General features: G+C 39.9%; 10 protein-coding genes and 1 pseudogene. 5 read left to right on the forward strand and 6 right to left on the reverse strand.

Annotated features, from left to right (window positions below):
- Position 1: 1 nt before the first annotated feature.
- Both QUD05_RS24525 and QUD05_RS24530 read right to left on the reverse strand, forming a co-directional pair.
- Positions 2-1609: a tryptophan halogenase family protein gene (locus QUD05_RS24525; RefSeq protein ID WP_289798369.1), complete on the reverse strand. Its 1608-nt coding sequence runs from the start codon at positions 1607-1609 to the stop codon at positions 2-4.
- Positions 1610-1719: 110 nt separating this feature from the next.
- A complete protein-coding gene (locus tag QUD05_RS24530; protein WP_289798370.1) occupies positions 1720-2433 on the reverse strand; it encodes a hypothetical protein in 714 nt (237 codons plus the stop codon).
- A 724-nt stretch (positions 2434-3157) separates the two neighbouring features.
- Between QUD05_RS24530 and QUD05_RS24535 the strand changes: the two genes are divergently transcribed.
- Together QUD05_RS24535 and QUD05_RS24540 are read left to right on the forward strand one after the other, a co-directional pair.
- Entirely contained in the window at positions 3158-5095 is a 1938-nt protein-coding gene (locus tag QUD05_RS24535) for an ABC transporter ATP-binding protein (protein ID WP_289798371.1), read from the forward strand.
- Positions 5096-5126: 31 nt separating this feature from the next.
- Entirely contained in the window at positions 5127-6434 is a 1308-nt protein-coding gene (locus QUD05_RS24540) for a recombinase family protein (protein WP_289798372.1), read from the forward strand.
- A 13-nt stretch (positions 6435-6447) separates the two neighbouring features.
- On the opposite strand, the gene QUD05_RS24545 is transcribed toward QUD05_RS24540, so the two are convergent.
- The gene (locus QUD05_RS24545) at positions 6448-7617 is read right to left on the reverse strand and encodes a hypothetical protein (protein ID WP_289798373.1); all 1170 of its coding nucleotides are present in this window, start codon (positions 7615-7617) and stop codon (positions 6448-6450) included.
- A gap of 592 nt (positions 7618-8209) precedes the next feature.
- Here QUD05_RS24545 and QUD05_RS24550 point away from each other — a divergent pair.
- Positions 8210-9829, forward strand: a complete 1620-nt coding sequence (locus QUD05_RS24550) for an ArnT family glycosyltransferase (RefSeq protein ID WP_289798374.1) — start codon at positions 8210-8212, stop codon at positions 9827-9829.
- A 174-nt stretch (positions 9830-10003) separates the two neighbouring features.
- On the opposite strand, the gene QUD05_RS24555 is transcribed toward QUD05_RS24550, so the two are convergent.
- Together QUD05_RS24555 and QUD05_RS24560 are read right to left on the reverse strand one after the other, a co-directional pair.
- Positions 10004-10573 carry a hypothetical protein gene (locus QUD05_RS24555; protein ID WP_289798375.1) on the reverse strand — a complete coding sequence of 190 codons (570 nt, stop codon included), beginning with the start codon at positions 10571-10573 and terminating at the stop codon, positions 10004-10006.
- Between the two features lie 646 nt (positions 10574-11219).
- Positions 11220-11606: a hypothetical protein gene (locus QUD05_RS24560; protein WP_289798376.1), complete on the reverse strand. Its 387-nt coding sequence runs from the start codon at positions 11604-11606 to the stop codon at positions 11220-11222.
- Positions 11607-12085: 479 nt separating this feature from the next.
- On the opposite strand from QUD05_RS24560, the pseudogene QUD05_RS24565 reads away from it, so the two are divergent.
- Positions 12086-13992, forward strand: a pseudogene (locus QUD05_RS24565) (chloride channel protein).
- A gap of 218 nt (positions 13993-14210) precedes the next feature.
- On the opposite strand, the gene QUD05_RS24570 reads toward QUD05_RS24565, so the two are convergent.
- Entirely contained in the window at positions 14211-14624 is a 414-nt protein-coding gene (locus QUD05_RS24570) for an AbrB family transcriptional regulator (RefSeq protein ID WP_094353004.1), read from the reverse strand.
- Between the two features lie 469 nt (positions 14625-15093).
- Here QUD05_RS24570 and QUD05_RS24575 point away from each other — a divergent pair, with 469 nt between their 5' ends.
- Positions 15094-15534: an Rrf2 family transcriptional regulator gene (locus QUD05_RS24575; RefSeq protein ID WP_289798377.1), complete on the forward strand. Its 441-nt coding sequence runs from the start codon at positions 15094-15096 to the stop codon at positions 15532-15534.
- Positions 15535-15574: the final 40 nt, after the last annotated feature.

Below are 15574 nucleotides of genomic sequence, written 5' to 3' on the forward strand. Positions count from 1 at the left end.
ATTATGAAATTAGTGCAGGAATCTGATGTGAGCGATCGCTAACCACACTCAGATACTCTGACTGTTCTTGTGACTTCATCACATGAGTTAAGTATTCATACTGAGACGGTAAAGTTGAAGTTAGGTAATTGGCTCTTTCCCTAATTTCCAAAAATGCAGCCTCAGCGTTGTCATTTCCGATATGTTCTAAAATGGGAAGACTGCTTTCAGGCATGTAATTTAGCCCCAGCAACATTACCGAATAAGAGTAAGACTCGAAGCCGTGGTATTTCGGGTTGATAGTCTTGTTGCTTGGCAGTCTATTTTTCCATAATCGTAATTTTTCCTGTAGTTCTTCTGGAACTTTGATATTGTTCTTAGTTGCTTTCCAGAATTCTGTGTCGGTGCGATCGCTAGCATAGTAATGAAGTGTCAAAAATTCTCGCACACCATCTATGCAGTCAGCGACAACTTTGTTATAGCTGTGAATTAGCTCTTGATTGAAAGATTTGCTGGGAAAGTGGTTAACTAACTCTTCAATTCCATGTTGAATGAAGAAGATGCCAGTAGATTCTAGCGGTTCCACAAATCCACTGGAAAGACCAATTGCTACACAGTTTTTCACCCATGAGTTTCTGTTACGTCCAATCCGCATCTGGATATGAGAGGCTTGACGATTATCAGCAACAACTCCCAAATGCTGGCGTAATTCCTGTTCTGCGTCCTCAGCAGAAATGAATGCACTCGAATAAACATACCCAGTACCATTTCTGCCATACAAAGGTATATTCCAGACCCAACCAGAGGAAAGTGCAGTTGAGGTAGTGTAAGGGTTGATACCATCTTTTTTGATATCAGTTGGTATCTGCATGGCGATCGCATGATCGCACAATAGGGAATCTGAATAAGAAATAAATGGCTCACCAAGGGCTTTGTTGATTAAAAGACCACGGAAACCAGTACAGTCAATAAAAAGATCGCCACTGAGAATACCATGCTCTTGGGTTGTGAGACTATCTATGCTCCCATCCTCTGTTAACTTAATATCTACCACATCATCAACAATTTGCTTCACTCCCCTTTCCATTGCATAATCTTTCATGAATCTTGCGAGTAGATTTGCATCAAAATGATAGGCATAGGGGTACTGAATCTTTAACTTATCCAGGATATTTTTCTTGACAATACGATCTTGAGAAAATTCATTTTGAACTTTGCGATCAAAGACCTTACCATCTAAATACTTTGGCGACAGTTTATGGTCGCACAGCCAAGGAATTAGAAAGCAAGCATAATCAAATGCTTCTTGATCTTTCTTCATTTTCAGCCACCATTCCGAGATATCAAAGCCATCAATTACCTCATATCTCTGGAAGGGATGGTAGAAGTGTTGCCCCTTCGCATTCCAGTTGACAAACTTAATTGCCATTTTATATGTGGCATTACACTTTGGCATCCATTCATATTCTTGTAGCCCAAGAAAATCAAAGAATACTTTGATGGTACTAAAAGTTGCTTCTCCAACTCCAATTTTGGTGATATTAGATGATTCCACTAGAGTAATATTAATATTTTTATCTAGTGCTTTACTCAAATAAGCTGCCGTCATCCAACCTAGCTGAACCACCACCAACAATTACAATATTTTGTACATCCTGTACATTCTGTGACATAACAAAAGTTCCTCTTGAAGTCTAAAGTTAAGTAGGGAAATCAATTACAAAAAACTTGTTCAAGAATTTATGCAGCTTTTAATTCTTGCTTGATTTGATGGGTTTTAGCATATACCAAAAGCTCATTTGTAAATTGTGTGAAAACTGTAAATAAGTTCTCAACTAATTCAAAGGCTTCTTGCTGACTTTCTTCTGATAGTTGAATGTCTTGTAAATATTGCTCTATTCCAGATGTACCCGTGATGTGACCAGTTTCAACATTCAGGTGAAAATCGGCAAAATATCGGCATGGTTTTTGGGTAATGGCTTTAATTTCTGTACCAACCTCTGCCGCAACTGAAAACATGATGTTTCCAGTCGCTTCGAGAACTTCAATAATTACAATTTTCTGAATGGGAGTAGCGTTTGAAGTATATCGATAGAGCTGATAGTTTAGCCAGCGAGCATTCTTAGTTTCTTCACTCCAAAGAAATTTTAAGGCATCACTAAAATTCAATGATTTATCAAGTTCTAGGTTCTTCAAATCTTCCAAAAACCACAGCCAATGATGGTCATCTTCATAAGTATGCTTGTTAATTAGTGCCTGAATTGGATCCTTTGTGGGTTCTACTCGTAAAAAACACTTATTCAGTTCGCCAAAATTCATAATAAAATGGGCGGCGCATGGTGCCCAAGCTAATCTTTGTCTGGCATTTATACTCTTGTCTCGCATAAAATTAAACAAAGGTAATTGAGCATATTCTTGTTTTTTATGTTCAATCAATGCTAGTAATTGTTGCATTTTTAATCGTACCGATTTTCAATGTTTAATATTAGAGCGGAAATAAATTTCTTGCTTTGCTCTAGAAAGGATAATTTGCCACATCTTTGGTTGCTAAATTTCCAAAGTTTTTTTGATATTCATTGGCATAAAATCCACTATTTGAATAGCAAACAATGCATAACTTGTTTATCGCAATACAGTTAATTGAAGGATAATTGGTCTTTGAAGATGTGATAAATAGCTTCTCTACATCAATACTTTAGGTGTATTGTGTTATATCGTATTGAGGCTAACGCTAAATTGTAACCAGCTAATTTACTGTGATTTATTTTTACTTTAACTTCAATGTATCTATGTAATAAACGCAGATTTTACGTAAGTACACTTGTTAAGAAATGGTCTGATATGAGCGTTTACTTTGCTCAGAAAAACCAAATCGGTCAGTTAAGCGTTCTGCCCTAGCTAAGATTTGAAAGCAGGCTCGTATATACTTGGAAATATTTTTAGATTTGTTATAGCTAAATACAGTATCAATAATTACTTTTCATACCCAAGTGCCACTGGACACTCAAATTCTTCCGGTGCATATTGCAAATGTACTTGGGCATCAAACCAAGAAAATAGACTTCTTGTATAAGTCGGGAAAAATAGTGCTTAGGCGTAGCCCGCACTTCTCTACGAGTTGAATTGAGATCACAACGTCTGTCTGGGAATTTTGCTATTATTTGCTACTTTAAAATATATGCAAATAATTGAAATTTCTCCATTCCAAGCATTTCGCCGGAGTGTAGTAACAGTGATACAGGTAGTTCCAAAGGAGCTACGCTATGTAACAATACTGACATTAATGGGTGGTGCAGGCTCAGCGATCGCCATTTGGCTCAACAAAACGATCATTGATGAAATTACCCGCTTATTGAGTACAGGGACAACGCAGAATGCCATCGCCCTGATACTTTCGCAACCGCTGCTACTGTACAGTATTGCAGGTTCACTGTTGGTAAATTTGGTCAGTGATGCGATCGCTAACATCAATCCCTTTGTATATACTTCACTGCGCGACCGCATTTCCGGTTTTGTCCAAGGACAAGTAATTGAGAAGGTTGCCACTTTTGAAGATATTGCCCTGTTTGAAACACCCGATTTGCTCAATTTGGTGCAGTTGACCGAAAAGGGAGTGCAACGGCTTCCAGAGCTTTGTATGAGGCTTGTGACGATCTTAGAGGGAGTTTTTATCTTCATTCCAGCCATACTGCTTTTGGTGTCTCTTGCTTGGTGGGTACCGCTAATTTTGTTTAGCTGCGTTACCCCTGTGATGTATGTGCAGATGAAATACCGTAAGCAAGTTTGGGGAGTAGAAAGAACCCAAGCGAGTGTTCTTCGTGAAATGAACTTATATAAAACGGTTTTAACCGGAGAGACATACGCCAAAGAAATACGCTTATTTAGCTTGCAAACCTTATTATTAGAACGCTGGCACGGGCTTTACCGGACTATTTTTCGGGCAATGCAACAAATCCGCCGTCGGGGGACAACAGGCGTTATTGGCTGGTCTTTATTGAGTGGTTTTGGTTTGGCGTTGCCATACGTATACGTAGTCCAGGGAGTGATCGGTGGAACCCATACTTTGGGGGATTTGGCGCTTTACACTGGGGTAATTTTGGAAGTGCATCGGAGTTTGGAGAATCTGATGTCTGGCGGGTCAGAGTTGTATAATATTGCACTGGCAACAACACCTATTTTCCAGCTTTTGGAGTTAGAGCCACAGTTGTCCGGTTCTCAATCAAAGTCAGTAACAAATGTATCAGGAAAAGTCAGGGAATCGGCTGTTAACAATCGGAAATTTCAAAAAAATGGGAATAATTCATCTGATTATCGGCAAGCTTTATCAGATGTAAATGCAACTGAGTATGAAGCATCGCAAACAGGTATTGACATCAAAAATCTATCCTTTACCTATCCCAATAGCAATCAGCCAATTCTGAAAAACATCAACCTGACGATTCACCCCAACGAGATGATTGTACTTGTGGGTGAGAATGGTGCTGGCAAGACTACATTAGCAAAGCTATTATGTCGCCTTTACGATCCTAGCCAAGGTGCGATTATTTGGAATGGGCAAGATTTACGATCGCTCCCATTAGAACAATTGCGATCGCGGATTGATGTAGTCATGCAAGATTACGCTCGTTTTCCGACTACCGTGCGCGAGAATGTTGCCTTTGGGGATTTGCCTAAAATGCAGGATGACGCCGCCATCACGGAAGCGATCGCTGAGGCTGGTTTGGCTAAAGTAATTCAAAATCTCGATCAAGGCTTAGAAACCCTGTTAGGGAAACAGCTAGAAGGAGGTATCGATCTATCAGGGGGACAATGGCAAAGATTAGCGATCGCTCGTGCTTTGCTGCGACTCTCTCCGGCTGAATTAGTCATCCTTGATGAACCAACGGCGAACCTCGATCCGAAAACAGAACATGAGATTTACAATATTTTGCGTAACTTAGCGAAGGGTAGAATAGCCGTTGTAGTTAGCCATCGCCTCGCTTTGGCAAAACTAGCAGATCGAGTAGTAGTACTAGAACATGGTCAAATTATCGAAGTAGGCACTCATGACGAACTCATGGCACTAGGCGGACAGTATCACTTGATGTTTTGTCGTCAAGCTAGTAGTTACAACTGATATCATTTCTTTGTGATACTGCGCTAAACCTTTGAAAATAATTGCCTACTCTTACACCGATCCGCTATTAGAATCCTCTCCCGATCAAGCAGATTGGGGATGGGAGGTGGATCGGATTTATGAAGATTTAGGCAAGCAAAAATCCTCTGGGCGATCGCAATTACAACAATTATTTACTGATTGCCAAACTGAACCAGCAGATTATCTCCTGATTCGTCGGTTGGAAGAATTGGGGGATACTGTAGAGGAAATTAGCGATCGGCTCAATCAACTTGAAGTCATGGGAATCGCAGTAATCGCCACTGAACAACCCTACACTTCTGAAAATTACCCTCTGGGCGCTGACTTGCTGAATTTACTACACGCAATCCAACGTCAGCAACGTAGCCGCCGCATCCGCCAAGGACACGCCCGTAATCGTCTTGAGATTGCACCGCCACCCGGCAAAGTTCCCTACGGCTATCGCAGAGGTAAGGCAAAATATACCATTGATCGCAGTACATCACCAGTTGTCAAAGATTTTTTTGAACACTTTTTACTCTATGGTTCCCTGCGAGGTTCAGTCCGTTACTTGGCGAAAAAATACGGCAAGAAAATCTCTGTCACCACAGGAAGACGCTGGCTGACTAATCCAGTCTATCGCGGCAATACAGCTTACCAAAATGGTGAAATTATCTCCAATACCCATATTCCGATAATTTCTAAGGAAGAAGCAGCCCAAGTTGACCGACTTTTACGCCGTAACAGCCGTTTACCATCCCGAACTGCTAGCGCACCGCGTTCTCTGGCTGGGTTGGTTGTCTGTGCTGAGTGTCAGTCGCATCTGACAGTTACCCGTGTTACCCAACGCAACCAAGATAAGGAGTATCTTTATTTACGTTCCACTAGCTGTCCTCAAAGCCCCAAGTGTAAGGCGATTCCCTACCAAGAGGTGTTGGAACATACAATTGAAAGGGTTTGCCGTGATTTACCTCTGGCGGTAGCAGGAATGAATTTTCCCCAATTGGATGCATTCAAGAATAGTTTAGGACAAGCGATCGCTCGTCAGCAAGAAATACTTGCTCAGTTACCCGCTTTAATTGAAACTGGAATTTTAGATGATGAAACAGCAAAGTTAAGGGCTTACAAACTCCGCACAGAAATTTCTGCACTCGAAGCAAAGTTGGCAATTCTCCCGCCAGTTAACTTGCGTTCTGTTGCTCAAGCTGTTTCAATACCACAATTTTGGTTAGATTTGTCGGAAACAGAACGAAGATTTTACTTTCGAGAATTTATTAGACAAATTGAGATTGTTTGTCAGAATAAAGAATTAAAACTCCAAGTTATTTTTATTTTTTGATTTAATTGAAACACTATTTTTGAGACGGTTGATCCTTAGTATACGCAACAGGTTTTGGCCCTGCATTCCGCACATTGATAACTTTATTCAGGATATCAAACCAAAAAGGCGCACCCATAGCAATAGCAAAACCACTCACTATCCAACCGCAAATTAATTTAAAAACCTGTGAAATTCTGATGTAAACTATATTCGATTTCGTTGTATCTAATAACTCAAACTGTTGATTAATATTTTGCCATCCAATCGGTATAGAAGCATTTCCTAATAGCTTTTCAATCTCCTTTCTAGCTTCTTGATCGTTAATATAATCGATTCGTTGACTTGCACTTTGAGTAATGGTAGAGCGGATAACCGAATCCTGCGACAGTCTTTTAACCAAGTGAAATGTATCAGTATTAGTTAAAAAGGCAACTAATATTCCAATTAAAATAGCAACTCCTTTGGCATTGCGCTTATAAACACCGCTTGCTCGATCCATCGAGCGATCAAACCATGTTTCTACTTCATTTTTAAATTGATTTACTTCCTCGGTGAGATCGCCAATCTTTATCCTGCTACGTTGAGCAATTACACTAAGACTCTTAATTAAACTATCAGGGACTTCATCAGGTAACTCTTTATTAACAAAATCTATAAATTTCTGGTCAATATCTCCATAAATTTCTTGAATTTTTGTGTAACTTGCACTATTTGGACTATTAATACCTTTTTTAAGTTCTTTATAAGAGGCTAATATCATCTGCAAATTGGTTTTTGATTCTTCACTAGGATGTTTAACATAATTAATTAGCTCAGGAATTTTTAAGGTATCTAATAAAGTAATTGAAAATGTTTCCGAAGGAAGATAGGAAGGGCCGCTTTGTTTTTCTAGTACTATTTTATCAGGTTTTTTAGTAATTTCCTGGAAATGCTTTTCTACTTTACCCTTAGCTTGTTGATTCAATGTATTAATCAAAGGATCGTTATAAAGTTTCTGTACCAAATGGATTGCATTAATAATATCTGATTTTTCACTTTCACTACCACCTGATAAAAGTAATTCAATTGAAGTTCTTAAATGTTTAGCTCTCCATTGTAATAATGTGGCAATTAGTTCCTGAATTTCTGAAGCTAGCAAGCTCAAAATCAAGTAAATAAAAACCAAGCCAAGAGTAATATCTACAACTACAGGTAAATTCATTGACAGTCTCCAATAATTTTTAGCTATTTATTGTTATCGAAAGTCCTTAAAAAATTGTAGATCATAGATATCTAAATTCAAGAGTTGCTTAATTAAAATTAAAAAAGCCAAATCAGTTTTATGAAGGACGATTTTTAATTAATAATTATTAAAATTGCTTTATTAAAAAATAAATAATTATGTTTTTCGTCAAACTACTATTTAAAAAATTTTATGGTATTTTTTTAAGTATTCAGTATACCATTTAATTGGTGTAGTAATCAGGTATAAAATTTCTGGACTTAGCCAGATAAAAAGTAAATAGATAAAATTTAAACTAAGCGTCACCTCAAAAAGAAAATACAAGTTTATTTACGGACTATCTGACAGGTAATAAATAATTGATTGTATTATTTTTATCATTTATTAGCTGAAATGTGATTTAAATAACCAATATAATTTTTTCAAAAAATAGCGCTAATTATAAAAATTTGAGTTAATCTTGGAAACTAGCAATTGTTAAGAACATACGTTGTTACTGGGTGGCAACATGGGAGATTCGCTAGATGTCTCTATGTAATCAAACCAGCAAGTAAAATGATTACCAGAGAATATGCAAGAAGGAAGCTTTATTTGGAGTCATCTGGAAAAACAGCATCGCACGGTTGGCAAATGGATTGATTGGGTATGGCTAATAGTATTGCTGTTGGCAGCAGTATTACTGTTTAGCATCAATCTGGGAGGGTTGCCGCTGCGAGATTGGGATGAAGGTACTGTGGCACAGGTTGCTCGTGAAATTTGGCACGCCCCAGCAGGTTCAATGCGTTGGCTTTACCCAACGTTAGGAGGCGAACCATATCACAACAAGCCGCCTTTGATGCATTTGCTAATAGCTTGGGCTTATTCTCTAGGAGGCGAAAATGAGTTGACAACGCGCCTACCTGGAGCAATTTTAACAGCAACATCTGTACCTTTACTGTATTGCATTGCTCGAGAGATATTTCGCCAACGTTGGGCTGCTATTTATAGCGCCTTGATTTACCTAACAATGCTACCCGTGGTACGTCATGGGCGGTTAGCAATGTTAGATGGGGCGATGGTAAGTTTTTTGATGGTGATGATGTTGTGCGTGTTGCGATCGCGCCGAGATTTACGCTATTGTCTTGGTGTTGGTATTAGCTTTGGGTTTATTTGTTTAACTCAAGGACTGCTAGGTGTATTACTCGGTGCGATCGCAATTGTATTTCTGTTTTGGGATACGCCACGACTGCTCACTTGTTACTATCTCTGGATCGCAATCTTAATCGGCATTCTACCTGTAGCTGGTTGGTATGGTGCCCAACTAATTCGCTATGGTTATACTTTCGCCCAAATTGGTATTGCCAACCCATCACTAGGCCGAATTGGCTCAGTTGTAGAAGGTAATTCTGAACCACCTTGGTACTATGTGATTGAACTTCTCAAATACACATGGCCGTGGTTATTATTCTTACCACAAACTGTCCGCTTAACCTGGGAAAATCGCAACCTTAGCTGGGCAAAACTAGTAATGGCGTGGAGTGGGGTTTATCTGCTGGTAATTTCCTTCATGATTACCAAAGTTCCCTGGTATCTATTCCCGATTTACCCTAGTTTAGCTTTAGCTTTTGGTATCCAATTATCAGAAACGGAAAATTCGCCTTTACTCTCATCTTATCCCCGTGCTTGGGTTGCTGGTTTGGCAATACTTGCTGTGGCTGCTTCTGCTGGTAGTATTTATTTCAGTTCGGGTACAACACCAAAAACAGACTTACAACTGATTTTTGCCGCAGTAGCTTTAACTATGACTTTAGCAGCCATATTGGCAGAACGAGGCGACGGACAATTTCTGAAGATTTTGTTTTGGGGAAGTTATATTTCGCTGCTACTGTTAATGAAATCTAACTACTGGGTTTGGGAATTATCTGAAGCCTATCCAGTTAAACCAGTCGCCGCTATGATTGTAAGGGCAAATCCAGCGACGAGGAAGATTTACACATCTTTTCCCTACCATCGTCCCTCGTTGGATTATTATAGCGATCGCATCATAATTCCCGCTTCTGTTGGTGAACTGGAATATTATTGGCACTACAACGGCCAACCCTACTTCCTGCTTAATGTATCTGATTTCAACAATCTTCAACTAGAGTCCATGAAGCTAATTGACCAAGCTGAAGGTTGGAAGTTAGTCACAAAAGATACTAATCGGCTGTAAATGTAATGTGGGGCATTGGGCACTTGTACTGAGCCTGTTGAAGTATTGAGGATTGGGCATTAGACATCTCAGAAATTAATTATTCGTTGCCTAAAACTTTTGTAGAGACATAGCACTGCTACGTCTCTACAAACATTTTCACTCCTATGTCTATGAAGCATTTTCAAACAACCTCTAAGGCCAAGGATTCGCAGGTGTGCTATTGATGTAAACCCAATAGCGTGCAGGCGGAGACTGCGCTAAACCGTTTATGTAGTCATAGGCTTCTGCCCAAAAACTCCATCCAGCGAAAAAACCAGTGCCATCATGGAATTCTGCTATCCGATATCCAGAAGTACCACGAACAATTTGTCCTACGACGTTGCATATCCTATTTGCAACTGCTAGAGATGTTAATTGCGTTCCTTGGACATTAGGAATCACCAACACACTACCGCCAGACCAAGAAGCTGCGGTCGAACCGCCAGGTGTTAAGTAGGATGGAGGAAGACCTAATGGTGCTGGCAATAGAGGGTTCTTTTTAATGCAGAGCAGTGAGCGATATTCGTTAATACTAGTGTCACCTATATAAGGATTAGTGCCACCATCCGAACCGAACAAAACATAGGTTTTGCCGCCAAGCGGTAAAGGGCTTCCTAACACTCTCCAAGTCATTGCAGTAGGATTGGCTTGAGCCGCAGAGATTGAAACAGTCATCATTAATCCAACTGTTGCAATACTTGTTGCTAAGATTTTTTTAAACATGGTTTTTTAAACTGATATAAAGTGGTATTATTGATGGTATTTTTACCATCTTTAGCTCTATATTTAACAATAAAGTCAGTAATTTATCGGTAATTTGATTTTTATCAAATCAAAATTAATATTTCTATATTTAACTACTAAAATTACTTAGTACCTTGGTGAATTATGTGACGTTTTTGTATTATTTCTCAAATAGATAAATGCAGTTTTATCCCGAATATCACTGTTATACAGGCAGGATGGTTTCATCCGAAAAAAGAAAAATACATAAGTCTTGAGTTCTTGTTTTTTGTCCAGGCTTTGAAACTCAGTTTTAGTTTTTCTCTGCTTGTATGAAACCACCCTGCTTTAACCTTTTCCCTTTTCCGACGAGAGTGCAAAAAGCACTTTTGCAAGAGACTTTATGAGCTGCGCTCACAAGGAACAATGAAAATGTCTTTTCCTCTTGCCTTCTCCCTTGGCGCTAGCCTCTCCCTTTGGGAGAAGGGGAGACGCTAAAAGCGATCTGCCTCCTGCCTTATTTTCAAGGCAGGTCTAATATAAAACCGTGTCCTATTTGGGGTAATAAGACACGGTTTTATCAGAGTATTTAGTTATAATATTACAAAAATCAAAGTAGAATTTGATTTATACAAAAGTAATCGATTTACTGGGATTTGTTTCCTGGTTCATTAACTTTCTCTGTTGTGGGAAGGATTTGGCGATCGTAACTTGTCTTTTCTTGGGTCAAAGCGATCGCACTAAAGAAAATGGCACTACCTACAGCCAAGGCTACCATCGGACGCTTGAGTAGAATAAAATCTCTGATAATCCTCGCTAAAGGTCGGCTTTGACGACGTAGCGACGAAGACATCATCAATTGTCTCCAAGTAAACGGATCGCGGACATAATGACCACTTTGGCAAACTACTAGCCTTTCCTGGCAATAGGGACAGCAAAACAAGCCCATGCGTGTTTTAACTGGTTTAGGCGTAGCATTTCTTTGGCAAATTGGGCAAGTAACATAATGATTATCAAAAGTGTGTATATTCATTTACCTCGTCCGCCTAGTCCACTTACTCGCTCTATAACAATAGCTATATTGAATTGGGGTCAATCAATGTACGATCTGATATCAGGCATCAATCATACATACATTCTATTACTACCAAGGATGCCTCAATAGTCGCAACACGAGTATAGCTAGATTTAAACAAGGATGACTCATGATTAATGTTTACAGGTACTTCCACCCAACCAAAAAACTTTGTTATCTCTATAAAAAATAGTGTTGGTGCCCACTCGCACCCCACTAGCCGCAGCTACGCTCAACTTAGGCATCGCTGACCCTTAAATAATAATTGTCTCTCATTTAACCATTCTCCCCACACAAATTTTGCACAATGACATTTTTAGCTAAAGCTTTGTAAGTTAAGCAAATAAAGTCTACTTGTCCGGTTGCTAAATAATGGCTCACAATGATAAGTAACAGATAAAAATTTAAATTTTTTCTTACATTTACCCCGCCTCTCAATGACTCTCTTGCCTCCCACTCAACTGAGGAAGGTAACGGAACAACCTGCCTTTCCTACACCTTCCGCTCGTTTAGCTCACCTAATTAATCGTTTTCAGCCATCCCCAGAAACAGTTGTGCTGTTTTTAGCCATGCTGATTGGCGGTGGTACTGGTATGGGTGTAGTCACCTTTCACTATTTAATCCAGTTGGTTCACCAGCTTGATGCTGGAAAATTTAATGGGTCAAATTGGCGCCTGGGGTGCTTGGACTTTAGCCTGCGTTCCCACCCTTGGCGGATTAATTGTTGGCTTGATGCGCTGGCGCACTCAAGACTTTGGCCCTGGACTTTCATCTCTCATCGCCGCCTCTCAGGGAAAAGAGATTAGGCGACCACTACGACTCAGTTAGCAAAATGCTGGCCGCATCTGTTTCTTTAGGGAGCGGTGCTTCTTTGGGGCCAGAAGGGCCGAGTGTCGAAATTGGCGCAAATTTTGGCATGTTGTTCTCTGTGATCCTCAATGTATCTCAAGAACGACAACGTTTGCTATTGGGTGCTGGCGCTGCGGCGGGACTTGCTGCGGGATTTAATGCCCCCATCGCTGGAGTATTTTTTGCTCTAGAAGTAGTGATGGGAGCGACATCTTTCGCTACTTCTGCTGTAAGTGTGGTGCTGTTAGCAGCGGTGGTAGCAGCATTAATTGCCCAAATTGGTTTGGGGGCCCAACCTGCTTTTGATTTACCTGTTTACCAAGTTCGCAGTCCTTTGGAATTACCTCTTTACCTTGGCTTAGGTTTAGGGGCCAGCCTCGTTTCTCTGGCTTATACTCAATCAATTCGGGGAGCAAAAGCTTGCTTTGCTGGGAAAGTTCCAGGTTTTGCCTTTTTGGGACGAATTCCTGACCCGATTCATCCAATTATTGGCGGTGCAATTATTGGCGCAGTTGCTTTGCAGTTTCCGCAAATTCTAGGTGTCGGTTATGAAACTGTAGAAGCAATGCTTCAAGATGTGGAGTTTCCACTCTACTTATTGGTGATGTTGTTGGTGGTGAAGTTATTGATGACTGCAATTAGTGCAGGTAGTGGTTTCATCGGTGGTTTGTTTGCACCAGCAATGTTTTTAGGTGCTTCTTTTGGATCGGCTTATGCCAAAATGTTAGCCGTAGCATTCCCGACAATTTGCGATCAAATGGCGGCTCCCCCAGCTTACGCAATGGTGGGAATGGCAGCAGTGCTAGCTGCTAGTGTGAGAGCGCCGTTAACGGCTATTTTAATGCTGTTTGAATTAACCCGTGACTATCGAATTGTTTTACCGTTGATGGCAGCTGTGGGTTTAAGTGTTTGGTTAGTAGAAAGGATTAAACCAACTTTTAACTCTAACTCTAATCTACAACAAATTGGTCTTTCAGAATTGAAAGATGAACAAGCGGAAATTGTGCAGCAAATTTTGGTAGAAGATGCCATGTATCCCTGTCCCAAAAAGTTACCTGCAACTCTGGGAGTATTAGATGCCGCTGTAGAAATGACCCGCGATCGCGTCCGTAGTGCTTTAGTATTTGATGAAGCAGAGCAATTAGTTGGTATACTTTCTTTGGAAGATATTAACCGTGCCCTTGCTATTTGGCAAACATACCCAAATTCTCTAACTGAAATTCCTGATAATTTATCCAGTCAAACCCTCATAGACATTTGTACTACTGAAATTCTCTATGCATGGCAAGATGAACTTTTATCTGAGGCTTTAGACCGAATGAGTCTTCGAGGTTTACATCAATTACCAGTGGTAGCACGAGACCAACCCGATCGCATTTTGGGTTTATTAGAAAAAGAGCAAATTGCATTAACCTGTAATTTAGCAGTCACGCGCAAGGCTCTTCGCCACTATTTACCAGTCTTACCTACTACAGATATAGTCATTAGTCATTAGTCATTAGTCACTTGTACTGAGCGTAATCGTAAAGCCTGCGGCATAGCTTCGCTTCGGGTGTAGCCTCTCGTAGAGAAGTATTGGTCATTAGTCATTGGTCATTATTTTTCACAAAGGACAAATGACACTTGACTAATGACTGTTTGTAGTCATTGCTTTTCACAAAGGACAAATGACAACGGACAAAGGACAACGGAGAATTGACTAATGACCATTTATTAAGCCGTGGCTTCTATGGCTTCATCACCTTCGCGATCTTCTGGATCTACCTGTCTCAGACGAATGTGTTTTTTGCCTAAAGTAATCAGAAACTCATCTCCTGGTTTAAGATTCATCTGTTTTGTATAAGCTGAACCTATAAGTAAGTTACCATTCGATTGCACACTAATTCTATAACTAGCACTACGTCCACCACGGCCATTAGCGCTGGGTGTACTGTCTAACTGAATGCCTTCAGCATCAATTAGGGCATTTAAGAACTTCATCATATTGACGCGTTCTATACCATTTTTGGTAACGGTATAGTAGCCGCACTTCTTAGCTTTGTCTTCTTTGCTCTCGTTCTCTAGCTCTTTGACTTTTTTGAGCAGTTCTTCGCCGAGTAAGGGTTCAATTTTTTTCTGTTTAGGCATCAACTTAGGTCGAAAATGAATGTTTGAAGTGTTTGAATCGATTTTATTTTAGCTGAGGTTGAGCTAACAGGAACATAATCCTTTAGTTTTTATCTCAACCTAGCCAAGTATATTACACTCAGATGCACAATTGTTATGCCATTACCAATATTGACAAGACAATCTATTTGAGAAAATGCTGGCAATGCTGATAACTATATATATAGTTTGTGAATTCCTGCTAGACTATATAAGTTTTAAGTTTTCTAAACTAACGCTCTAAAGGTTGTCTATTTCTTAAGGATGAGAACTGAGTCACAGAATGATAAGCAAAACTGATCCTTAGTCATTGGTCAATGGTAATTAGTCATTGGTTATTTAGAAACGACAAACTAAAGAAGTCTCAGAGTCGGAAGCCGACCATCAGAATTTCTTTTCAGAGAGATGCAGTGCCAACAAAGACAAAAGACAAACAACAAAGCTTGCCAAAATGAAATTAACTACCAGAGGACACTATAGTGTGAAGGCATTGCTAGATTTAAGTTTACAGCCAAGATATGGGCCTGCATCTGTGAGAGCGATCGCAAAACGCCAAGATATTCCAGCTCCTTACCTCGAAAAACTACTAATAGAAATGCGTCGTGCGTCAATAGTTAAATCAATTCGTGGTAGCATCGGCGGATATCAATTGGCAAGAGAGCCTGCACAAATATCTATAGGAGAAATCTTAGAAGCTGTTGGCGAGACTAGCCATTTACCTCATCACACCCCAGCACCTACACAAGCTGAAGATTGGGTAACGTTTAGCCTCTGGCAGAGACTCAACCAAAAACTCAAAGAAGCTTTATACAGTATTACTCTGGCAGACCTTTATTACGATGCTCGGAGTCGGCAAGCTTCCCTTGGAGAAGAAGCTAGTTTTGTGGTTTAGTCAAGAGTCAATAGTCAAAATATTGACCCTTGACTTCTAA

The organism is Nostoc sp. GT001 (assembly GCF_030382115.1).
Taxonomy (GTDB): domain Bacteria; phylum Cyanobacteriota; class Cyanobacteriia; order Cyanobacteriales; family Nostocaceae; genus Nostoc.